We start from the raw sequence: 21,501 nt of genomic DNA on the forward strand, positions 1-21,501 counted from the left end.
TCGTGACCACTCGTCTCTATCTGGACATCCACGCCCTGCAGAACATCCCGCCGAGCAACATCAACCGCGACGACACGGGCGCCCCGAAGACCGCGATCTACGGTGGCGTGACTCGCGCCCGGGTATCCAGCCAGGCGTGGAAGCGCGCCACGCGGAAGTACTTTGACGGCCTCCTGGACCCCTCCGAACTGGGCGTACGAACAAAGAAGGTTGCTGAAGTCCTGGCAAGGCGGATCACGGCTCGGGCCCCGTCCATCGACACGAAGCAGGCCTTGGAGCTCGCTGCGGAGGTGCTGTACACCGGCACCGGCTCGAAGATCGAGACACCGAAGCGGAAGGCGGACAAGGCGAAGAAGGCCGGGGAGGAAGCGCCGGCGCCGGAATCCTCCTACCTGATGTTCCTCAGTGCGCAGCAGCTCGACGCCCTCGCCGGACTGGCCGTCGAATCGGTGGACGACATCAAGGGCTTCCTCAAGGACCCGGCCGGCAAGAAGAAGGCCAAGCAGCTCGCGGACAGTCGACACTCCATCGACATTGCACTCTTCGGCCGGATGGTCGCCGACGCCGCCGACGTGAACGTGGACGCGGCCTGCCAGGTTGCCCATGCGCTGTCCGTACACGAAGCGGCCACCGAGTCCGACTATTACACGGCCGTTGACGACGAGAGCGGGGCGGATGAGTCCGGCGCCGGAATGATCGGCAGTATCGACTTCAACTCCGCCACGCTGTACCGCTACGCGGCCGTCAACGTGCAGCAGCTGAGCAAGACTCTCGGCGTCGGCCTGGACGAGGGGCAGGCGGTTGCCGAGCCGACAAGGAAGGCAGTCGCGGCCTTCGTCGAAGGCTTCGTTGCTTCGCTGCCGACCGGCAAGATCAACGCTTTCGGCAATCACACCCTCCCTGACGCCGTCGTCGTCGCTCTCCGCACCACCCGACCCATCAGCTTCGTCAGTGCCTTCGAGCGTCCCGTGGTTGCCGACACCAGCAGCGGATACCTGAGGGGAGCCGCCGAGCGACTCGTGGAGTTCGTTCCGGAGATTGAGCGCGCGTACGGCGACGACTCCACGCAAACCTGGGTACTCCGCGTCGGTCACAGCACGCAAAAGCTGGCATCCCTCGGCACCGAGGTCCAGAAGCTAGGCGAACTCACGGACGTCGTCTCCCAGGCCGTGGCACAGAAAGTGGGGCAGGGCGCATGAGCAGTGTGCTCCTGCTGAAGCTGACCGGGCCCCTGCAAGCCTGGGGGTCCTCGGCCCGCTTCGCCCGACGCACCACGGAAAACGCCCCCACCAAGAGCGGGGTCCTCGGCCTGCTGGGCTCTGCACTGGGCCTGGCCCGCGATGATCGGGCAGGGCTTGCCCGGCTTGGGGCGCTGCGGTTCGGTGTCCGGGTCGATCAGCCAGGCGTGCGCATCCGGGACTTCCAGACCGCGCACCACCAGGTCACCGGCGAGGCGCAGCCGGTCTCCGAGCGTTTCTACATCGCCGACGCGGCGTTCCTCGCCGCGGTGGAAGGCCCGCACGGGCTGCTGGCCGAGCTTCAGACGGCACTGCGGTCCCCGGCCTTCCTCCCGTACCTGGGACGACGCTCCTGCCCACCGTCGGAGCGTGTCGACCTGAACGAAGGGCTGGAGGAGGACACCTCTCTTGAAGAGGTCCTGGGCTCCGCTCCCTGGCAAGCCTCGAAGTGGTTCCAGCTCAGCCACCGCAACGAATCCGAGGCACGGCTGACGATGCTTATCGAGACCCAGGACATCCCCGAAGCCGGTGCGGACACCCTCCGCGACCAGCCGCTCAGCTTCGATCCCCGACATCGCCGGTACGGCCTCCGTGCGGTCGCCGAGCACACCGTGACCGTGCCCAACCCCTACGCTGTCGCGCACGACACCGCCGCGCACGACCCAGTCGGTGCCCTGGAGCCTGTGTAATGTACCTGACCCGCTTCCGCTTCAACATCGCGCGCCCCGGCTCCCGCCGTCTGCTGTCCTCGCCCCAGCGTCTGCACGCCGCGGTGCTGAGCGCATTCCCAGACCTTCTCCCCGGCGGTGCGCCCGCTCCTCACACACCGCGTGTCCTGTGGCGCCTGGACCAGACCGCCACCGCCAACGTGCAGTTATACGTCTCCAGCCCGGATCGCCCCGACCTCACTCACCTCGTCGAACAGGCCGGCTGGCCCGCACTGGCTGCCCCGGACAAGCCCGGCTGGCAGAGTTACGACTATCAGCGCTTCCTCGACAAGCTGGTCAGAGGATCCATCTGGCAGTTCCGGCTCACCGCCAACCCGGTGCACTCCGTCATCACCGCAAAGGCGGAGGAAGAAGCGAGGGTGCGGGCGGAGGAGGCCGGCGAGCCTCACCGCACTGCCAAGCCGCCGACCAAGCGCACCGCACATCTCACCCGCGAGCACCAGCTCACCTGGCTGCTCAAACGGCAGGAGTCCGGCGGCTTCCAGATCCTGGAGAAGCCCGTTGAGCGGCGCACCACCGAGTACGGCGACGAATTCCACGCCGTCATCCGCGAGCAGCGGAACCTTGACTTCAGCAAGGGCAAGAAGACGAACCGCGTCAAGGTCGTCGCCGTTACCTACGAGGGCCGCCTCGAAGTCACCGACCCGGACGCCCTCCGCCGCGTCCTGACCCAGGGCATCGGCAGAGCGAAGGCGTACGGCTGCGGTCTGATGACCCTGGCACCGGTGACGCAAACATGACTGAGGGTCCAGCGAAACGCCCCTCCAGTGCCCGCCAGTTGAACCGTATCGGTGACCGAGTCTCGTTCCTCTACCTGGAACGGTGCACCATTCACCGGGACAGCAACGCCATCACCGCGGAGGACGCCGAGGGAATCAGGCATATTCCGTCGGCGAGCATCGGAACCTTGCTGCTCGGCCCGGGGACTCGCATCACGCATCAGGCCATGAGCGTCCTTGGGGAATGCGGTGCCGCGGTGGTCTGGGTCGGTGAGCAGAGCGTGCGCTACTACGCGGCGGGCCGGGCTCTGTCCCGTTCCTCCGCACTTGCCGAGGCCCAAGCCACCGCGTGGGCCAATGCCCGCACCCGTCTGGACGTCGCCCGCGCCATGTACCGGATGCGTTTCCCGGACGAGGACCCGGAAGGGCTGTCCCGGCGAGAACTCCTCGGCCGGGAAGGCCGGCGGATGAAGGACTGCTACAGACAGCACGCAGCGCGCGTCGATCTGCTCTGGGAAGGGCGTCGGTACACACCCGGCGACTTCGCCTCGGCCGATCCGGTGAATCAGGCTGTTACCGCTGCCGCCCAGGCCATGTACGGCATCGCCCACGCCGTCACCATGGCCCTCGGCTGCTCGCCGTCGCTCGGCTTCGTCCACTCCGGACACGAGCTGTCCTTCGTCCTGGACATCGCCGACCTGTACAAGAGTGAGATCGGCATTCCTGTGGCCTTCGACGTTGCCGCCCAGTCGGCGGAGGAGGTCGGTACGCGTACGCGCAGAGCACTGCGCGACCGGATCTCCGAGGCGCGGCTCATGGACCGAATCGTCGATGACATCAAGCAGTTGCTGGCGCCCCAGCTAACCGACTACGACGAGTCCGGCCTAGCCGATGTCGTGCGCCTACGCACCGACCGCAACAGCCAAGTCGCATCCGGCGTCAACTACGACGTGGCCCGCGGAGACATGTGGTGACCGTCATCGTCCTCACCAACTGTCCCGTCGGTCTCCGTGGGTATCTCACTCGATGGCTGCTGGAAATCTCCGCGGGCGTCTTCGTCGGCAGCCCTTCGGCCCGCGTACGCGACGAACTGTGGCAGGAAGTCTGCACATACTCCGGTAAAGGCCGCGCCTTGCTTGCCCACAGCGCCAATAACGAACAGGGTTACGCCTTTCGCACTCATGAGCACCATTGGGAGCCCGTCGATGTGGAAGGTCTGCAGCTTCTGCTTCGCCCAAAGCGTCAGCCCCTTGCCTCTGGCCGCTCGGCGAACGGAAACGGTTCGCGTCGCCCCGCGGGCTGGAGCAAGGCAGCGAAGCGGCGCAAGTTCGGCTAGTCGACCGCTATGGGGTGTATGTCCGAGTCGGCGGTAGTTGCTCAGAAGCCCACCCCGGGAAGGAGTATGACCAGGTCACTGAGGGTGCTCCCCGCGAACGCGGGGATGGTCCCTCCGTGTGCGAGCTGTCCCGCGCACACGCCATGTGCTCCCCGCGAACGCGGGGATGGTCCCTCCTGGGGGGTCCTCACGTCGGCCTCCCGTCCGTGCTCCCCGCGGACGCGGGGATGGTCCCTGGGTGTTCGAGGCGAGCCTGCCCGAGGGTGTGTGCTCCCCGCAGACGCGGGGATAGCCCCCAATCGGTCGACAACCGGACGGCAGGTACGTCACGAAGGTCACCGCCCCGGCCGGTCCGTAGGCCCGCCGCCCGGCTCGCCGGGCAGTCCCGCCGCCTGGCGTACCAGTGGGACGATCCGCAGTGGTACCGGGTTTTCCATCACGATCGCCGTCGACGCCCGTACGATGCCGTCGAAGCCCACGACGAGGTCGATCACCCGCTGCAGGTCCGCGTTCGAGCGGGCCACGAGCCGGCACAGCATGTCGCCGTGGCCCGTGATCGTGTGCAGTTCCAGCACCTCCGGCACCCGCGTGAGGTGGGTGCGTACGTCCGGGCCCTGGCCCTGCTTGATCTCCAGGGTGGCGAACGCCGTGACCGGGTAGCCCAGGGCCGCCGGGTCGACGTCGGGGCCGAAGCCGCGGATGACGCCGCCGGAGCGGAGGCGGTCGAGGCGGGCCTGGGTGGTGCCGCGGGCGACGCCGAGGCGGCGGCTGGCCTCCAGCACGCCTATGCGCGGCTCGTTCGCGAGCAGCTCCAGCAGCCGGCCGTCGAGCTGATCGATCATTTCCCGCCCCCCTCGTTGGTCAGCTTGCACAGATAGCCCGGCCAACACCGCGTTTCACCGGGCAATCTGTTCAGCGATTTTCGCAACTATTGCACAGCTTGCCAAGCGGAGAGACCCTTTTGAGCATGACCGAGACCATTGATCAGCCCGCTCCGCAGACCCGGCAGGACGACCCCTTCCCGGTGCAGGGGATGGACGCCGTGGTGTTCGCGGTCGGCAACGCCAAACAGGCCGCCCACTACTACTCCACGGCGTTCGGCATGAAGCTGGTCGCGTACTCCGGACCGGAGAACGGCAGCCGCGAGACGGCCGGTTACGTGCTGGAGAACGGCTCCGCCCGTTTCGTCTTCACCTCCGTCGTCAAGCCCGCCACCGCACACGGCCGGTTCCTCGACGCGCACGTCGCCGAGCACGGCGACGGCGTGACCGACCTCGCCCTGACCGTCCCCGACGCGCGCGCCGCCTACGCGCACGCGGTCGCCCAGGGCGCCACCGGCCTTCAGGAGCCGTACGAGCTGAAGGACGAGTACGGCACCGTGGTGCTCGCCGCCATCGCGACCTACGGCCAGACCCGCCACACCCTCGTCGAGCGCACCGGCTACGACGGCCCGTACCTGCCGGGCTACGTGGCCGCCGAGCCGCTGGTCGCGCCGCCGGCGCGGCGGACGTTCCAGGCCGTCGACCACTGCGTCGGCAACGTCGAACTCGGCCGGATGGACGAGTGGGTGGCCTTCTACAACAAGGTCATGGGCTTCACGAACATGAAGGAGTTCGTGGGCGACGACATCGCCACCGAGTACTCCGCGCTGATGTCGAAGGTCGTCGCGGACGGCACCCTGAAGGTCAAGTTCCCGATCAACGAGCCGGCGCCGGGCAAGAAGAAGTCGCAGATCGACGAGTACCTGGAGTTCTACAACTCCCCCGGCGTGCAGCACATCGCGCTGGCCACGAACGACATCGTCGCCACGGTACGGACCATGCGCGCGGCCGGCGTGTCGTTCCTCGGCGTGCCGGACTCGTACTACGACACCCTCGGCGAGTGGGTGGGCGACACCCGCGTACCGATCGACGAGCTGCGGGAGTTGAAGATCCTCGCCGACCGCGACGAGGACGGCTACCTGCTGCAGATCTTCACCAAGCCGGTGCAGGACCGGCCGACGGTGTTCTTCGAAATCATCGAGCGGCACGGCTCGATGGGCTTCGGCAAGGGCAACTTCAAGGCCCTGTTCGAGGCCATCGAGCGGGAGCAGGACAAGCGCGGCAACCTCTGAGCCGCACCCGGCTCCCGCCTGATCCCTGCCGTTTCCCCACCCCGCCTTGGCCGTTCCGCGACCTGGATGATACGCAATTGTGATGCGTATCGAGCGGGAGCAGCAGAAGCCTGCACGGCAGCAACAGCGGCAACAGCCGGAGGAGCAGCAGGAGGAGGAGCGAGACGAGCGGCGCCGCCCGGCGTTCCGCCCCGACGTGGAGGGGCTCCGGGCGGTGGCGCTCGGCCTGGTCCTGCTCTACCACGCGGGCGTCGGCCGGCTCCCCGGCGGCTACGTCGGCGTGGACGTCTTCTTCGTCGTCTCCGGGTTCCTCATCACCGGCCTGCTGCTGCGCGAGGCGGAGCGGCACGGCAGGGTGTCGCTGGCGCGCTTCTACGGCCGCAGGGCGCGCCGGCTGCTGCCCGCGGCGGCGGTCGTGGTGCTCGCGGTGTGCCTGGCGGCGGCGCAGTGGATGCCGCCGCTGGGCATTGTCAGTGGTGCCGGTTAGGTTATTCGGGTGAAGGTCGTCGTGCAGGTCAAACTCACGCCGCCGCCCGCGGTGGCCGCGGCACTTGAGGCAACCCTGCGCACGGTCAACGACGCGGCGAATTGGCTGTCCATTCGCGCCCAGGGCCGCGAGGGCGACCGGGACCGCACGCGCAAGGCATTACAGCCATTTGCCTACGCGGAGCTGAAAGCCCGCGGCCTGTCGGCCCAGCCAGCACTGCATGTGATCCGAAAGGTCGCCGATGCCTACTCCGCCCGGAAGGCGAACCTGAAGGCCGGGAATTACGGAAAGAAGGACTCCGAGCGGTACCGACGCATCTCGAACGCCCCGGTCCGCTTCCGTCCCGATGCCGCCCAGCCTTTTGACGACCGGTGCTTGTCCTGGCAGTACGACCAGCAGACCGTCTCGGTCTGGACCACCAGCGGCCGGATCCGGAACGTGCCGTTCGTCTGCTCGCCGGGTGCGCTGAAGAAGCTCGCTGTGCACCGCAAGGGTGAAACCGACCTCGTCCGCCGTGACGGGGCCTGGTACTTGTTCGCCACCTGCGAGATCCCGGCCGCCGACCGGACTACGCGGCCCAACGGCTGGATCGGCGTGGATTTCGGCATCGTGAACATCGCCACCACCAGTGATGAAGGCGAGCAGCATGCCGGACAGAAGCTGAACGCCTACCGGCGACGCCAGGTGCGTATCCGCGCCGAGTTGCAGGCGCGCGGGACAAAGTCCGCCAAGCGGAAGCTCAAGAAGCGTGCCCGCCAGGAGGCGCGGCACGCCAGGCACGTCAACCATGTCATCTCCAAGCGCATCGTGACCGAGGCTGAACGCACCGGGCGCGGAATCGGTCTGGAAGATCTGACCGGCATTCGCGAACGGGTACGGCTCGGAAAGCCCCAACGGGTCGCGCTGCACTCCTGGGCCTTTGCCCAGCTCGCCGCCTTCGTGCGATACAAGGCCGAGCGAGCGGGAGTCCCATGCATCCGGGTCAATCCCGCATACACCAGCCAGCAGTGCTCCTGGTGCGGGCACACGGAGAAGGCCAACCGGCCCACACAGGAACTTTTCGCCTGCCGGTCATGCGGTGTCGTTGCGCGCGCAGACCACAACGCGGCACGCAACATCGCGGCCCGCGCCGAACGCATCTGGGTTGCCGTCAACCAGCCCATTGCGGCGGACACCCCCGGTGCTCCAGCCGCAAGCCCCGGGCTTCAGCCCCGGGGTCGTTGACCAGCCAGCTCCAGCGCACGTACACCGAGTGCGACGAGTGGCGCGGCAACGCCCTGCAGCGGATCGAGGAGGAGAGCCCGGACCTCGTCATCACCGGCACGCAGGACGTCAAGACCGTCGTCGAGGACGGCGAGCGGCTGGGCGGCAAGGAGAGCGCGAAGGCGCACCAGAGGGGGTACGAGGAGACCATAGACGACCTCCTCGGCACCGGCGCCACCGTCCTCACCCTCGCCGACAACCCGTACCCGCCCGAGGACATCCCCTCCTGCGTCTCCGGCGCGGTCGGGGATCTGCAGGACTGCGCGTTCTCGGAGGCGGACGGGTACGGGTACGAGCAGGTCAGCACGCGGGCGAACGCGAAGTTCGACGAGGTGGCGCTCATCGACCCCAAGCCGGTGATGTGCAAGGACGGCACCTGCCCGGCGGTGATCGGGAACGTGATCGTGTACCGGAACGGGGCGCACATCACGGCCTCGTACATGGAGACGCTGACGGACTGGCTGGACAGCCAGCTCCCCCGGGTGACGTGAGGGGTTTCGCCGGGGGCGGAGTCGTTGCAGGCTGAAAGCATGAGCGCTCAGGCAGCCAGCGACGCAACCAGGGACCCGGCCGCGAACGAGGCACTGCTGACCGCCCTCCGCACGGGCCTGCCCGCGGCGGCGGTCCTGACGGACCCGGACGTCACCGCGTCGTACGCGGGCGACATGGCCGGCTTCTGCCCCTCCGGCACGCCCGCGGCGGTGGTGCTGCCGCAGACGGTCGAGCAGGTGCAGCACGTGATGCGTACGGCGACGGAACGGCGCGTCCCCGTCGTCCCGCAGGGCGCCCGCACGGGCCTGTCGGGAGGGGCGAACGCGGGCGACGGGGCGATCGTGCTGTCGTTCGTGAAGATGGACCGCATCGTGGAGATCGACCCGGTCAACCGGATCGCCGTCGTCGAACCCGGCGTCGTCAACGCCGCGCTCTCCCGCGCCGTGGCCGCCGAGGGGCTGTTCTACCCGCCGGACCCGTCGAGCTGGGAGACGTGCACGATCGGCGGGAACATCGGTACGGGCTCGGGCGGGCTGTGCTGCGTGAAGTACGGCGTCACCGCCGAGTACGTCCTCGGCCTCGACGTCGTCCTCCCGGACGGCCGCCTGCTGGCCACCGGCCGCCGAACCGCCAAGGGAGTCGCGGGCTACGACCTGACCCGGCTGTTCGTCGGCTCGGAGGGCAGCCTCGGCGCGGTCGTCGGCGCCACGCTGGCGCTCAAACCGGCGCCGGGGCCGCAGTTGGCGCTGGCGGCGGAGTTCCCGTCGGCGACGGCGGCGTGCGACGCGATCTGCCGGATCATGGCGGGCGGGCACGTACCGTCGCTGCTGGAGCTGATGGACCGTACGACGGTACGCGCGGTCAACGCCCTGACGAAGATGGGCCTCCCGGAGACCACGGAAGCCCTCCTCCTCGCCGCCTTCGACACCCCCGACCCGGCAGTTGACCTCGCGGCCCTGGGCGCCCTGTGCACGGCGGCGGGCGCCACGGAGGTCGTCCCGGCCGCCGACGCCGCGGAGTCGGAACTCCTCCTCGCCGCCCGCCGCGCGGCCCTCCCGGCGCTGGAGGCGATGACCGGCACCACGATGATCGACGACGTCTGCGTCCCCCGCAGCCGCCTCGGCGCCTTCCTCGACGGCGTCGCCGAGATCGCCGCGACGTACGACCTGACCATCGGCACCTGCGTCCACGCGGGCGACGGCAACACCCACCCCAACGTCTGCTTCGATCCGCACGACGAGTCCGAGTCGGCACGCGCGCGTAAGTCGTTCGACGCCATCATGGCGCTGGGCCTTGAGCTGGGCGGCACGATCACGGGGGAGCACGGGGTGGGGCTGCTGAAGAAGGAGTGGCTGGCGAAGGAGCTGGGGCCGGTGGGGCTGGAGTTGCAGCGGGAGATCAAGGCGGTCTTCGACCCGCTGGGCATCATGAACCCGGGCAAGCTGTTCTGACCCACTCACCCGGCCGGAGAACCGGGATCGGCCTGCGCCATGGCCGCGGGTGGGTATCACGGTCCTACTTCTGCGCCGCGGCGCAGGCGGCCACGCGCCGCCACCGAGTCCAGCGGCCCCGGTCCCACCAGCACGATAGGGACGGGAGAGGGCGCAGCAGCAGGCACGGGCCGCCTTGTGACATCTGGCTCGGACGCCACCGTGATCACGAAGCCCGCGCCTGCTCTGCTCAGGGCCGGCTCCCCAACCATCACACCCCGACCGGCCGCACGACCCGGAATCTGCAACCTCCCTGGCCGACAGCCGAAACCACCGGCCGGGAACCACGCCGCTCAGGGGCGACGCCGGCCTCTGGGCGGTACAGTCACCCGAAGGCCCGCACCGCCTCGTAGTAGGTCTGGGCCGTCTCGCGGCACGCGTCCCGCTGGAAGTCGTAGAAGCCCGGCTGGCGCTGGCATATGCGGCGCATATCCCGGAGGAATCCCTTGTCGATGCGCAGCTTCCGCTTGTCCGTGAACTCGTTCAGCTTCTTGTAGTTTCGGTACCCGAAGTCATGGCGATGACAGGGCTCCTTGAAATTGAACCCCCCCGGCTTGTCGGGAGCCTTGGAGCAGTAGTCGGTGGACCAGTCGAACTTATAGGGGTTGACGCCCTCCGCCAAGTAATCCCCCTTGGCCCAGGTCCAAAGGGTGGCCCCATCCAGTGAGTCGTCGGTGTAGGCGGCCAGTACCTTGAGCTTCACCGGCTTACTCGGTCCTGCCGCATCAGCCGGGCTGGTCACCGACAGGGCCGCCCCCGCTGCGGCAGCCGTGACCAACACCTTGCGCCATTTCTTCATGAACGCTCCCACGCGTGTGAAGTGTTATGCCCGAGGTCTCACGCTTCGGGCAGGGACAGTGGGATCCTAAGGGGCGCAACAGGGACGAAACCTTGACGGAATCTGACGTAGCCCTGGAATACCCGTCCGCAGGACGCGCGTGGAAGAATCCCCGGCCATGAGTGGTGGAAGTGTGCAGGTGATATGGACCAAGGCCGACGGCAACACGGAGTACCGGTCCACGAAGTACGGCTCGGAATCGGTGCCGGATATCATCGGGAGCGGCCCTGAGCACGTACTCCACGACGGCTGGACCGGCCCGGACGGCCTCCTCGACGAGGTCTTCATCGAGGGATGGGCCGCCGTCGACGAGCCTCGGCGCACCCTCGTGGTCGGGTACGACTACTGGTCGTTCTTCCGACCCGGAATCGTGGATGCCGACAACGCCGTGGTGCGCAAGGTGTCCGAGGGCGAGGACCCGGAGGGGCGGCAGTGGATGCTCGCGTGGCTGAGTGCCTCCTGGTCCGGGTGGTCGGTGGCCGTGGCCCGCGACCTGCGTGACATCCAGACCGCTCTCCGCAACGGAAACCCGCTGAGCACGATCCCGGTTCACCCGGATCCGGCCGGCCCCCCGGCCACCGGCGACGCCGCAACCGAGGCGTTCCGCGGCCTTGCCGACGCCTTCGCCAACCAGTTCTTCATCTGGGGCGACGGAGAATTCAACGCGGAGCGGATACGGCCCGTCAGGGAGATCGCCCGCCGCCTGGGCGTACCGGACTGGGAACCCCGCGTGTTCCGCTGACTTCCGCCCCGGGCGCCCTCAGCCGGTCCCGTGGCGGCGGACCTCGGCCCAGACGGTCTTGACGGCGACGTGGGGCTGACAGCACCCCCAGCGCTCCGCGAACGCCGCCACGAGAACCAGCCCGCGCCCGCTGTCCGCGTCACCGGCCGCTGCGGGCATGGCGGTTGCGGTGGGCACGGAGCGTTCGGGGCGGGCGTCGGAGACCTCGATCCGTACCACCTGCTCCCCCAGGTGCAACCGCAGCCTGAAGTACCGCCCTCGCAGCCGCCCGTGCACGGCCGCGTTGGCGGCCAGCTCGGCGGTGACGACGGCGACGGCCTCGGCGGTAGGGGTGTCGGCGGGGATGTCCCACTCGCCGAGCTGGTGCAGGGCGAGGAGGCGGGCGCGGCGGGCGCCGCGGGGGGTGGGGCTGAGGAGCGCGGAGAGGGCGGGGCGGGCGGGGTCGGCGGTTGGTGCGTGCATGGGGCCACGTTGGCGAGGGCGGAGAAGGGGGTGTAGGGCGGCCGATCGACAGGCGCGTGACGTACGAGAGGGGGGTTGTTTTGTACGAGCCGGGAGGGCGGAGGAGGCCGTGGGGGCGGGGGGTGTGTTGTGGGAGTTGCAGGAGGAGGTGGATCTTGCACAGTTGCCGCCGTTCTTCCGCGACCTGGCGGCCTTGGAGAAGGAAGCGGTGGTCCGGCTCTCGTACGACCCGCTCACGATCCCGGGGTTGCTTCAGACGGAGGAGTACGCGAGAACCGTACTCAGCAGCACCTATCCGCCCGTTGATGACGAGACGATCGACGAGTGGTTGACGGCGCGCCTCGCACGGCAGGCGCTGCTCACCCGCACGAAACCCCTGGTGACGTTCACCTTCATCATCGAGGAGGCGACACTGCATCGCATGGTGGGGGGCCGCGAGGTGATGCGAGCGCAGCTCCGCCACCTACTGGAGTGCGCAGAGCGGCGGAACGTCGAGATCCAGATCATGCCCGCGGCACGCGCGGTGCATGCTGGCATGAGCGGGCACTTGGTTCTGCTGGAGACGGCCGACGGACAGCAGTTCGTCTACGTTGAGTCGCAGGGCTGCGTGATGTCCCGGACCGGCCGGGAGCAGACCAGCAGGTTCTGGCTCCGTTACGGTTCAATGCGCGCGCTCGCCCTCAGCACTGAGGAGTCGATCCGCCTGATCGAGCAAGTGGCAGGAGAGCTATGAGCACCACCGATCTGGGATTGTCCTGGTACAAGTCGAGCTACAGCAGCCCGGACGGCGGCGACTGCATCGAAGTAGCCCCCACCCCCCACACCATCCACGTCCGCGACTCGAAGGACCCCGAGGGCCCCATACTCGGCTTCACCCCCGCCGCCTGGGCCGACTTCGTCGCGTACGCCCGTACGCTCTGACGGCCAACGGCCGCCCCACACCGGACACCGCGGGCTGCCCGGCTCGTCTCAGTTGTGGTCACCGGGGCTTCCCGGGATCGCGAGCGCGCCGTTGAGGAAAAGGTCCACCAGTTCTTCGGTGGTCAGCGGATCCGGGGCGCCGGGGCGGCCGACAACCGTGAGCATGATCTGGAAGGCGTCCGCGAGCTGTTTCGGGGACAGCCGCAGGGAGTCCTGTTCGGGGCCGAACAGGGCGGCCAGGGCCGCGCCGGGCGCATCGAGGGCGGCAATCTGATCCGGGGACGGGCCGTCTTCGGCTTTTTGATCCGGGGACGGGCCGTCCTCGCCGGGAATGGCAGGTACAGGGCGTTCCGGTCCCCGGGCCGAGGCGAGGGCGTGGGAAACGGCGATCATGCGCGTCGTGAAGCCGCGCAGCACCTCGGCCGCCTCGGTGAGCCGGGCCGCCAGTGGCTGGTCCAGTGAGATCGCTTCGAGGTGGACGGCGGTGCCGTCGGGCCGGACCGCCTCGGTCAAGCAGGCCGCGAGCAGGGCCTGTTTATCGGCGAAGGCCCGGAAGATCGTGTCCTCTCCGATGCCTGCGGCGCGCGCGATCTTCGCCATGGACACGGAGGCGCCGTACTCGATGACGAGAGGAAGGGCCGCGGCCACGATTAACGCGCGGCGCTGGTCGGGTTCCATGGGCGCCGCACGGCGCCTGGAGGGAGCGGGAGAGACTTCGGCCATACCGCCCACCGTACGGAGTGGGCACTCGCTCCTTCAACCATGCTTCTGGCGGCGGACCGTGGGGCACTCGTCGGCGACCAGCCGCTCGGTGAACTGGTCCACGCGGCACCTCAGAGCTACGACTGCCGCCACTCTGACACCGGTCGCTACAGGCCGGGAACGCTGTAGTCGTTGAGGGCCCACAGTGCCCCCGAGTACCACAGCAGCCCGATGGCCGCGAACAGCGCGCCGCCCGCCGCGGGGAGCAGCCAGCCCGGCAGGTGGCGGCTGCGTACGACGAGGACTTTGGCTACAAAGGCCCCGTACAGCGCGCAGCCGGTGATCGAGTGCAGGTACACGCGGGTGTCGGTGGTTTCCACGCCGTAGGTGCGGATGCAGTGGATGGCGATGGGCACCGAGAGCAGGAAGGCCACCCATCCCACCGCGCGGTGCGTGAGGCGCACGCGGCGGGGCGCGGCGGTGCGGCCGTGGCGGCGCCCGTACATCCACAAGGCGAGCGGAAGCTGGATGACGGCGAGGCCGAAGAGTGCTGTGCCCAGGCGGGCTTTGAGGGTGACGGCGGCTTCGCCTTCTTCGCCGAAGAGGTCCGTCGTGTACTGGGGGGTGTGGTGGTCGGCGACCACCCAGATCACCACCGCCGTGGCCACCGGCAGCGCGGCGCCGAGGGCGAAGAAGACGCCGCGTGCCGGGGAGGGGCGGCGGTGGGACCGGGGGCCGGTCTTCGAGGTCACGTCGATCGCCCGTGCGGCGGGCGGTGACTAGTAGCCCGGCGCACCCGACTCGTCCGACCCGCCGTCCTCCACCTCGTCGCCGTCGGCGTCGAGTACGAACCACTTGGCGCCGAACTGGTCGAGGCCCTGGCCGTTGGTGTCGCCGGGCTTGAGGTCTTCCTCGTAGCGGTAGAGCGGGTGCCCGTTGTACGTGACCTGCGTCTTGCCGTCGGAGCGCTTCGACGTGTCGATGAGCCTGGACTGCGCGTCGCCGTCGGTCTTGGGCGTCCCGGAGGTCAGCAGCGGGGGCCAGGCTTTGGCGCACTCCCCGTCGCAGGTCGAGGTGGTCGACTCGTCCTTCTCGAAGAGGTACAGGGTGCGGTCCTTTTCGTCGACCAGGATGGTGCCGAGATCGCCGGCCGACTTGGTCTTCACCGTGGCCTTGTCACTCGACTGCGCGACGCTCGACGCCTTCTTCGATGCCTTCGCCGATGCCTCGGCCGACGCGGTCGCCGCCGTCGAGGCAGAGGAATCGCTGTCGCTGTCGGAACACCCACTCGCGGCGGTGATCATCACAATCGTGGCCGCGCCCGCGACGGCCAGGCGGATACGCCTCATCTCAGCTCCACAACTCGCGAGGCCCGACGTCCGAAGGGCCGAATGACCGCATATTGCATGATCGTGGGCTTTCTACGGGCGACGGTCCTCCGTGGTCCGCCCGAGATTCACCGAGATGGCGGCCCCTGGCCCCGGCCCCCGGGCACGCCCGGCGCGTACCCGAGACTGGTCGTCAGCGCTGCCAGCTTTCGAGGAGGGCGAAGCGGATGGCTCGTTCGACGAGGGCCGCGGTGTGGGCGTGTCCCGCGGCGTTGGGGTGGACCATGGTGGCGCGCTTGCAGAGGGCGGCGCAGTCGGCCGGGGTGCCGGGGAGCGCGGCGGGCCAGTAGTCCGCGGCGTCGCCGCAGATTCCTTCGACCCACTTGGTGCCGGCGGGCTGGCAGACGTCGTGGCCGGTGCTGGAGGAGTAGACGTCGACATAGCGGTCGCCGGACCGCCTGCACGCGGACCGCGGGTCCGGAGGTCGCCGGGCGGGCGGAGTGCGCCGCCTGGGCCGGGTTTCGGGGGTATGGCGTCGGGCGGGACGCGTTCCGTTGCGTGTCGATGGGCAAACTTCGAGTCGCGTGGTTGATTTGCCCTTGTTCGTACGGGGTGTTACCGCGAGTTTCTACCGATTTTCTCCGCTCAGCCGCGCCCGTCCCGGCTGCGGTGGGTGGGAGAAGTAGCTCGCGCAGGTGATGTCGCGCCGTTTGCCTGACAGTGGAGTTGGCCTCGGTAATTCTGTGGTGTGTGGTGCGCGCCGGAGGCGGCGTGTCCGACTCCGGGAGAGCCGCACGAGAGCTGATCCGACTGCTTCGCCGGCCGACCCAGAACTCAACATCACTTTTCCAAGTTGTGTAGCATTTGGAGAGCTGCGCGGCGCCGTGCCAAATTAGATCACCGAGGACAACGCCGAGCCGTAGCCCCGATCAACCTCGGCGGCCCAGCAAGTCCCGGCGAGCTTTCGCTCGGGGTTTCCTCAGGAGCAATGGACTGCGAGTGGTCTCTGGAGGCAAGTTACACGGATTCCGAAGGGTTTGGAAAGAAAACCTTCGCAAAACAATGGCAAGCCGTTTAGCATTCCCGGGATTCCTGAATCCCCGGAGCAGGTATTCGCCTAGGGTCCTGAAGGCGCCCGAGACGGTCGACCGATCACGGACTGCACCGAGCACCCCAAAGGCCCGGAGTCGATTTACTGTGACCGCTGAAATAACCCGGCGAGGCCGATGAGGAAGCAGGACACCCAGCTACCGCACCCGAGTAGGACGTTTTTGGGGCAGTTTAGCAGCGGGTTACCGCGAGTTCGTCTCGGCCGCGTACACACAGGCCACCTCTGGCCGCGAATTCCAGGGCGCAGGGCGCGTGTGCACGTAGCGAGGCAAAACTCGGCTCCAGAGGGGGATTTGGCCGGGTTTGGCGGTTCGGTTACTACGAGTTCGTATCGGTAGCGCGCATTCCGTGACGAAGCCGGCCCGATGGCGAACCTCGTGCTGTCACAGGGGCGGCCTACCCTTGGGCGGGTGTGCGGGGGAGCGCGGCGCGGCGGGAGTGAGCGCGCAGCGGAGGGCGCGGGGCCGGGCACAGGGGCAGAGGACGCGGGGAGCGGGGTGCCGGGGGGGGCGGAGGACGCCGGGGTCCGGGCGCAGGAGCGGAGGACGCCGGGGTCCGGGCGCAGGAGCGGAGGACGCCCGGGCGCGGGGCACCGGGGGCCGGGGCACCCGGTGCGGCGGGGTGCCGGGGCCTGGGCGCGGGGCCCGGGGCAGAAAAGCGCGGGACCCGGGCCAGGGGCCCGGGGATCAGGGACCCAGGAGCCAGGGGCCCAAGGGGCCCGGGCCGAGGTCAGGGGAGCAGGGGTAGGGGGCCCGGGGCGCGGTCCGGGGGAGCAGGAAGTAGGGGGGCCCGGGGCGCGGTCCGGGGAGCAGGGGTAGGGGGCCCGGGCCGGGGTCAGGGGAGCAGGGGTCAGGGGGCCCGGGGCGCGGGTCCGAAGGGTAGGAGCCAGGGGCCCGGGGACGGGGGTACGGAGGGAGGGTGGGGGCGTCTGTCACCATGTGGCCCTCCGAAATCCCCTGCCCCGGAGGGCCACTTGTCCACCGACCTGTACGGCATCCGCGTCCTCGACGTCGACCCCGAGGCTTTACGTGCACGGTTCCGCGTCTTCGTCGTGTACTACGACACCGGTGACCGGAGCCACGCCCAGCTCCCGCACGATCCGGGTTTCTTCACCTGCACGCTGTGGGAGGCCGCCCGGGACTGGCAGTTGGCTTCGTTTCTCCCGCTCCAGATGGTCACCACCGACGAGATCTGCGATCCCGATTGGGTGGCCGCCCACAGTCACCGGTACGTCCGGCGGATCCAGCAGGTCGCCGTTCGCAACCGCCCCGTGGCCAAGAAGAACTGGGAGTCTCTCCACGACTTCTACTACTACCGAAACGACGGCACCTGGCTCGACGAGGACCTTCTCGTCCAGGCCGACTACGACGTGGAAGTCAGGGACCGCCGCTGCCTGGAGCCGCTGAGCCCGGGTGACAGCTGGGGCACCACCTTCTACCCGCTGGATTCCGACCAGCTCCCGCTGGACGACGCACCCACGGTGCTCGACCTGCGTGCACCCGCGGTGACGCTCGACGTGTTCGAGGGCGGCGAGACCGACGCCGGCACGCCCAGCGACCTGGCGTTCTCCGACGACGGCGCGTACCTCGCGATGACCAGCCAGAACTGCGAGCTGGTGGTGCTCCGCACCGACGACTGGAGCGAGCAGGCCCGCCTCGACGAGCGCCCCATGTGGGGCCAGGACATCCAGTGGGTTCCCGGCACCCACCAGATCACCGGGCGGATCATCGAAGGCGGCGGGGAGTCGGACGACGAAGCTCCGACCCGCGCCTACGACGTCGACACCGGCACGGAGGTGGACGTCCCCCCGCAGCCGCGGGAAGCCCGCTCGCGCACCGGCCGCTACCGGGCCGACGCCGGCGACGGCCGGGTCGAGGTGCTGACCGCGTCCGGTGCGTCGCGGCGGCTGCCGCTGCCGGGGCAGGGGTTCGGCAAGGACGTCTCGTTCACCGGTGACGAAACCCGGATGTTCGTCCGCCAGGGGAGCGACGTCCACGTCCTGGATCCGGAGACCGGGCAGGTCCTGGACCACCTCAAGGAGGTCGACGGGCCAGCGGTTGTCCGGCCGGACGGGGAGTACCTCGCGGCCTGCGGTCCCAGTCCTGCGCGCGATCTCGAAAGCAGGCTGATCGACCTCCGGCGGGTGTCTGACGGTGCGCTGCTCATGCGTTGCCGTACGGGCGGCCGGTATCTCCGCACCCTGGCCTGGTCGCCTGACGGCAGCATGCTCGCCGCCAGCGTGATCACCGGGCACCACGGGTACGGGGGCGGGGTCCGGATCTTCCGGGCCGGGCCGCCCGTCGGGCCTCTGGGGGACGGGGCTCCGACGACCGACGAGCTGCGCAAACTGATCAAGTCTTCGCACCGCCCCCACGACGTCCCCCTCCTGTACGACAAGCTGGTCGAACTGGAGGAAGACCCCGTCGCCGTCGGCCGGGCGTACCGGGACAAGGCCGCCTTCCTGCAGAGGTACGCGCAGGACCAGCGCGGTGCCGCCGAGGCGCTGCGCAGGGCCGTCGAGACCGGCGAGACCGCCGAGACGGACAACGCCCTGCACGCCTCCTTCGAACTCGCCTCGGTGCTCCACGACCTGGGCGAACTGGACGACGCCGTGGCCGCCGCGCGGACGGCGTACCGCATCGCCGGCGAACGCGACCCCGGCCAGAAGGACAACCGCAGGACCCTGGTCAAGATGGCGGTCCGGCTCTCGGACGTCCTGCGCGCCCGTGGCGGTGACGGCGACGCAGAGGAAGCACGCGCCGTCCTGCGGCAGCGCGCCGGCAGCAGGGACACCAAGCACGGCTGAGCCACAGCGGCTGAGCCACACTGCCGCCCCCCTCCGCTCGACGGCGGTGCCCCCGCGGGGGGCGGCGGGGCCGTGACGTGCTGATGAAGTGGGCTTTGGCGTTCGTCGGCTGATTTTCCGCCGCCGGGGGTGAGTTCCACTCATGGATGAAGGAGACGTGAGAACCGTTTCATACAAGGGCACCCCGGGCAGTTCACTCCCGGTGCGTGCCGTTAATCTCCGCGACTATGACCAATCTTGAGACCCACCAGCCGGACGCGGACGGCACCGGGGGCGAAGCCGCCCGATCCGCGTCCACGACCGAGGCTGGCGCTGAACCGGGCGGCGGGGGCTCCGAAGCCGCCGCCGCAGCCGCCGTGCCTGCGCCCAGGCCCGTACCCGAGCCCAAGCGCGAGCCCGCGTCCAGTGCGCAGCCCGCGCCCGGCGGCGCGCGGTGGATGCTGTGGGGTGCCGGGGGCATCACCGTCGCCGTGCTCGCCGCCGACCTGATATCGCGCGGCATCAACGCCTACGTGGACATTCCCAGCGTCCGCCGGACGCTCAACGTCGACCTCGAAGCCAACCTCGCCACCTGGTGGAACAGCACCCTCCTCCTCGCCGTCGCCGGCGTCGCCCTCGTGGCCGCGCTGCTCACCGCGCGCGGCAGCCGCCCCTCGCGGCTGTCGTGGCTCGGGTTCGCCGCGGCCACCGCGACGCTCAGCCTCGACGAGACCGTCTCGTTCCACGAACGCCTCGGCGAGGTCGGCAAGTCGTGGAAGGAGACCGCCGGGGTCGCGCTGCCGTCGCACGCCTGGGTGCTGCCGGGGGCGCTCCTCGCCGGGGCGGGTGTCGTGGTCGCCGTGCTGTGGGCGCGGCGGCTGCCGCGGGATCTGCGGTGGGGGCTGCTGGGTGCGCTGGGGGTGTACCTGGGGGGTGCGCTGATCGTCGAGGCGTTCAACGGCTGGGCGCACAAGAACGACCACAGCCTCACGCTCATGCTCGGCACCATCGTGGAGGAGGGCCTGGAGATGGGCGCCTGCGTCGTCGCCCTCGCGGTCCTCGGCCGGTACGTCCTCCTGGAGCGCGACCCGGTCACGGGCCGGGCCACCATCCTGCTGCGCGACGACTAGGCGACGCTCTTCCGCGCCACCGGCTGTCTGAGCACCGTCTTCAGCCTCTCCGGCCGGGCGCGGCGGGGGTCGCTGAGGTAGACCTCGTGGTGGTGCCCGGTCATCCGGAGGCCGTTCGCGGCCAGGTACTCGTCGTGGAGCCTGGCCAGCGCCGGCCCTTCGTCGTCGTACGGGCCGACGTGCAGGAGCTGGGCGCTGGTGCCCTCGTGCAGGGTCTCGGTACGCAGGCGCTCCAGCGCGGGGAGGGCGGCGCGGCCCTTCTTCTCCAGCACGGCCCGGATGGCCTCCGCCACCGACTCGTCGGTGATCCAGTCGGGCAGGCTGATGAGCATGCGCCACTGCCAGGCGGCCTTCTCCCGCGTGACGAACACCTCTGGGCGGTCCGACCACCACAGCCCTTCGAGCGGACCGACGACGAAGTCGCGGCCCAGGGTGCGCTTGCTGCCGAACTTGACCGTGTACGCGACCGCGTACAGCGCCTCGACCGCGTGGGTGTAGTCGGCGCTGGTGTTGGGATCGCCCCGGCCGTCCACGGCGAGGAAGCGCTGCGCCGGTACGTCGACGAGCGCCCAGTCGGTGTTCGTCGGCGCGTACAACTGCCTGAGCGCGCGTTTGACGTCGTACTTGCTGTCCGGTGGAGGCATCCGGGTCAGCGTAGACCGCCGGTGTGACAGACCGCCGGAGTGACCGACAGCCGGGTGTCAGGCCGCGTCCGCCGCCGTGCCGAAGGGGTTGTCGATCACGTAGCGCCAGACCCCGTCCGTGCCCCGGCGCGCGACGTCGGTGGCGGTGCCCTCGACGTGGACGTGCGCGCCGTCCGGCCCCGGGCCGTCGATGACCCAGTCGACGATGAGCAGGGCGGTGTCTCCGGTGCCGTTGACGTACAGGTGCCGCGGCTGGACGCGGATGGGCACGCCCAGCGACTGGAACTCGGTGTTGGCGGCGACGAGCCGTTCGCCCGACAGGCACGTGCCGGGGCGGGGAATGAAGACGGCGTCGTCGGCGTAGACCGTGGAGAGGGTGTCGGGGCTGCCGGAGTTGAACGCGGCGGCGAAGGCGTGCGGGAGCTGCCCGGCCTCGTGCGGACGAAGGAGGTGCGGGTGGCTGGAGTGCGGGTGACTGGGGTGCGGGTTGCCGGTCATGGAGCCAGCCAAGCCGAGCGCCGCGTGGCTCACCAAACGGAAACCCACCCGCGCGGCGGAGAACGCGGCGGAGAAGAAGAGCGCGAGGCGTGGGACGAGGAGCTGGTCCCGACCGTCGCCGGGCGCACCGCCCGGCCCGATCCTGGCTGCCCGGTGGAGGTCGCGCTGGCCGCAGTCGCCGGGCGGTGGACGACGCTGGTGCTGCGGGAACTGATGCACGGCCCGCGGTCGTTCGGCGCGCTGCGCGAAGGGCTGCCCGAGATCAGCCCCAAGGTGCTCGCCGAGCGGCTGTCCGCGCTGCGCGACCGCGGGCTGCTCACGCAGGAGCGGCTGACGGGCTTTCCGGTCCGTACGCGCTACACCCTCACCCCCGCCGGGGAGGAACTGCGCCCGCTGCTCGTGGAGCTGTACCGCACCGGGGCTGCGCTGTCCCGGCTCCACGCCCCGCCCGTGCCGGACGCCTAGCGGGTCCGTA

At 69.6% G+C, this 21,501-nt stretch carries 23 protein-coding genes and 1 pseudogene; 16 read left to right on the top strand and 8 right to left on the bottom strand.

What is annotated here, in order from left to right:
• Positions 1-2: 2 nt before the first annotated feature.
• From cas7e to cas2e, 5 genes are read left to right on the top strand one after another with little or no spacing between them, the layout of a single operon-like run.
• A complete protein-coding gene (gene cas7e, locus B124_RS02545) occupies positions 3-1,199 on the top strand; it encodes a type I-E CRISPR-associated protein Cas7/Cse4/CasC (RefSeq protein ID WP_496500937.1) in 1,197 nt (398 codons plus the stop codon).
• The gene (cas5e, locus tag B124_RS02550) at positions 1,196-1,927 is read left to right on the top strand and encodes a type I-E CRISPR-associated protein Cas5/CasD (protein ID WP_496500938.1); all 732 of its coding nucleotides are present in this window, start codon (positions 1,196-1,198) and stop codon (positions 1,925-1,927) included. The genes cas7e and cas5e overlap by 4 nt, the downstream gene beginning before the upstream one ends.
• Positions 1,927-2,706, top strand: a complete 780-nt coding sequence (gene cas6e, locus B124_RS02555; RefSeq protein ID WP_496500939.1) for a type I-E CRISPR-associated protein Cas6/Cse3/CasE — start codon at positions 1,927-1,929, stop codon at positions 2,704-2,706. The genes cas5e and cas6e overlap by 1 nt, the downstream gene beginning before the upstream one ends.
• A complete protein-coding gene (gene cas1e, locus B124_RS02560) occupies positions 2,703-3,659 on the top strand; it encodes a type I-E CRISPR-associated endonuclease Cas1e (protein WP_496500940.1) in 957 nt (318 codons plus the stop codon). Before cas6e ends, cas1e begins: the two co-directional genes overlap by 4 nt.
• Complete coding sequence (gene cas2e, locus B124_RS02565) at positions 3,656-4,021, top strand: type I-E CRISPR-associated endoribonuclease Cas2e (protein WP_496500941.1); 366 nt, start codon at positions 3,656-3,658, stop codon at positions 4,019-4,021. The genes cas1e and cas2e overlap by 4 nt, the downstream gene beginning before the upstream one ends.
• A 335-nt stretch (positions 4,022-4,356) precedes the next feature.
• Here the strand turns inward: cas2e and B124_RS02570 are convergent, their stop codons facing one another.
• Positions 4,357-4,863: an Lrp/AsnC family transcriptional regulator gene (locus B124_RS02570; protein ID WP_496500942.1), complete on the bottom strand. Its 507-nt coding sequence runs from the start codon at positions 4,861-4,863 to the stop codon at positions 4,357-4,359.
• Positions 4,864-4,988: 125 nt separating this feature from the next.
• Here B124_RS02570 and hppD point away from each other — a divergent pair, with 125 nt between their 5' ends.
• The 5 genes and pseudogenes from hppD (at position 4,989) to B124_RS02595 (ending at position 9,827) form a co-directional block, all read left to right on the top strand.
• On the top strand, positions 4,989-6,134 hold the full coding sequence (gene hppD / locus B124_RS02575; RefSeq protein ID WP_496500943.1) for a 4-hydroxyphenylpyruvate dioxygenase: 1,146 nt from the start codon (positions 4,989-4,991) through the stop codon (positions 6,132-6,134).
• An 82-nt stretch (positions 6,135-6,216) separates the two neighbouring features.
• Positions 6,217-6,597, top strand: a pseudogene (locus B124_RS02580) (acyltransferase family protein); the annotation flags it as partial.
• Between the two features lie 33 nt (positions 6,598-6,630).
• Positions 6,631-7,845: an RNA-guided endonuclease InsQ/TnpB family protein gene (locus B124_RS02585; protein WP_496500944.1), complete on the top strand. Its 1,215-nt coding sequence runs from the start codon at positions 6,631-6,633 to the stop codon at positions 7,843-7,845.
• Entirely contained in the window at positions 7,842-8,375 is a 534-nt protein-coding gene (locus B124_RS02590; protein WP_496500945.1) for an SGNH hydrolase domain-containing protein, read from the top strand. The genes B124_RS02585 and B124_RS02590 overlap by 4 nt, the downstream gene beginning before the upstream one ends.
• 39 nt (positions 8,376-8,414) lie before the next feature.
• Complete coding sequence (locus tag B124_RS02595; RefSeq protein WP_496500946.1) at positions 8,415-9,827, top strand: FAD-binding oxidoreductase; 1,413 nt, start codon at positions 8,415-8,417, stop codon at positions 9,825-9,827.
• A 364-nt stretch (positions 9,828-10,191) separates the two neighbouring features.
• On the opposite strand, the gene B124_RS02600 is transcribed toward B124_RS02595, so the two are convergent.
• Positions 10,192-10,665, bottom strand: coding sequence for a phospholipase (locus tag B124_RS02600; protein ID WP_496500947.1), 474 nt, complete (start codon positions 10,663-10,665; stop codon positions 10,192-10,194).
• Positions 10,666-10,822: 157 nt separating this feature from the next.
• On the opposite strand from B124_RS02600, the gene B124_RS02605 reads away from it, so the two are divergent.
• Positions 10,823-11,446: a hypothetical protein gene (locus B124_RS02605; protein WP_496500948.1), complete on the top strand. Its 624-nt coding sequence runs from the start codon at positions 10,823-10,825 to the stop codon at positions 11,444-11,446.
• A gap of 18 nt (positions 11,447-11,464) precedes the next feature.
• On the opposite strand, the gene B124_RS02610 is transcribed toward B124_RS02605, so the two are convergent.
• Positions 11,465-11,908, bottom strand: a complete 444-nt coding sequence (locus B124_RS02610; RefSeq protein ID WP_496500949.1) for an ATP-binding protein — start codon at positions 11,906-11,908, stop codon at positions 11,465-11,467.
• Between the two features lie 148 nt (positions 11,909-12,056).
• Here B124_RS02610 and B124_RS02615 point away from each other — a divergent pair, with 148 nt between their 5' ends.
• Positions 12,057-12,641 carry a DUF5753 domain-containing protein gene (locus B124_RS02615; protein WP_496500950.1) on the top strand — a complete coding sequence of 195 codons (585 nt, stop codon included), beginning with the start codon at positions 12,057-12,059 and terminating at the stop codon, positions 12,639-12,641.
• Complete coding sequence (locus B124_RS02620) at positions 12,638-12,829, top strand: DUF397 domain-containing protein (protein ID WP_496500951.1); 192 nt, start codon at positions 12,638-12,640, stop codon at positions 12,827-12,829. The genes B124_RS02615 and B124_RS02620 overlap by 4 nt, the downstream gene beginning before the upstream one ends.
• A 48-nt stretch (positions 12,830-12,877) precedes the next feature.
• Here B124_RS02620 and B124_RS02625 read toward each other — a convergent pair whose 3' ends face one another.
• The 3 genes from B124_RS02625 to B124_RS02635 all read right to left on the bottom strand — a co-directional run bounded on the left by B124_RS02625 (position 12,878) and on the right by B124_RS02635 (position 14,880).
• The gene (locus B124_RS02625) at positions 12,878-13,552 is read right to left on the bottom strand and encodes a TetR/AcrR family transcriptional regulator (RefSeq protein ID WP_496500952.1); all 675 of its coding nucleotides are present in this window, start codon (positions 13,550-13,552) and stop codon (positions 12,878-12,880) included.
• A gap of 146 nt (positions 13,553-13,698) precedes the next feature.
• Positions 13,699-14,283: a DUF6529 family protein gene (locus B124_RS02630; RefSeq protein ID WP_496500953.1), complete on the bottom strand. Its 585-nt coding sequence runs from the start codon at positions 14,281-14,283 to the stop codon at positions 13,699-13,701.
• A gap of 27 nt (positions 14,284-14,310) precedes the next feature.
• Positions 14,311-14,880 carry a COG4315 family predicted lipoprotein gene (locus B124_RS02635; RefSeq protein WP_496500954.1) on the bottom strand — a complete coding sequence of 190 codons (570 nt, stop codon included), beginning with the start codon at positions 14,878-14,880 and terminating at the stop codon, positions 14,311-14,313.
• A 2,062-nt stretch (positions 14,881-16,942) separates the two neighbouring features.
• Between B124_RS02635 and B124_RS02640 the strand changes: the two genes are divergently transcribed.
• Together B124_RS02640 and B124_RS02645 are read left to right on the top strand one after the other, a co-directional pair.
• Positions 16,943-18,775 carry a WD40 repeat domain-containing protein gene (locus tag B124_RS02640; protein WP_496500955.1) on the top strand — a complete coding sequence of 611 codons (1,833 nt, stop codon included), beginning with the start codon at positions 16,943-16,945 and terminating at the stop codon, positions 18,773-18,775.
• A 227-nt stretch (positions 18,776-19,002) separates the two neighbouring features.
• On the top strand, positions 19,003-19,884 hold the full coding sequence (locus tag B124_RS02645) for a DUF8692 domain-containing protein (protein ID WP_496500956.1): 882 nt from the start codon (positions 19,003-19,005) through the stop codon (positions 19,882-19,884).
• On the opposite strand, the gene B124_RS02650 is transcribed toward B124_RS02645, so the two are convergent.
• Positions 19,881-20,528, bottom strand: a complete 648-nt coding sequence (locus tag B124_RS02650; protein WP_496500957.1) for a GyrI-like domain-containing protein — start codon at positions 20,526-20,528, stop codon at positions 19,881-19,883. The two genes, B124_RS02645 and B124_RS02650, sit on opposite strands and share 4 nt — an antisense overlap.
• A 57-nt stretch (positions 20,529-20,585) precedes the next feature.
• Entirely contained in the window at positions 20,586-21,026 is a 441-nt protein-coding gene (locus tag B124_RS02655; protein WP_496500958.1) for a YybH family protein, read from the bottom strand.
• Between the two features lie 24 nt (positions 21,027-21,050).
• Between B124_RS02655 and B124_RS02660 the strand changes: the two genes are divergently transcribed.
• Positions 21,051-21,491 (top strand): winged helix-turn-helix transcriptional regulator, encoded by a 441-nt coding sequence (locus B124_RS02660; RefSeq protein WP_496500959.1) that lies wholly within the window; start codon positions 21,051-21,053, stop codon positions 21,489-21,491.
• Positions 21,492-21,501 lie beyond the last annotated feature (10 nt).

It is taken from the genome of Streptomyces sp. CNP082, assembly GCF_059570535.1.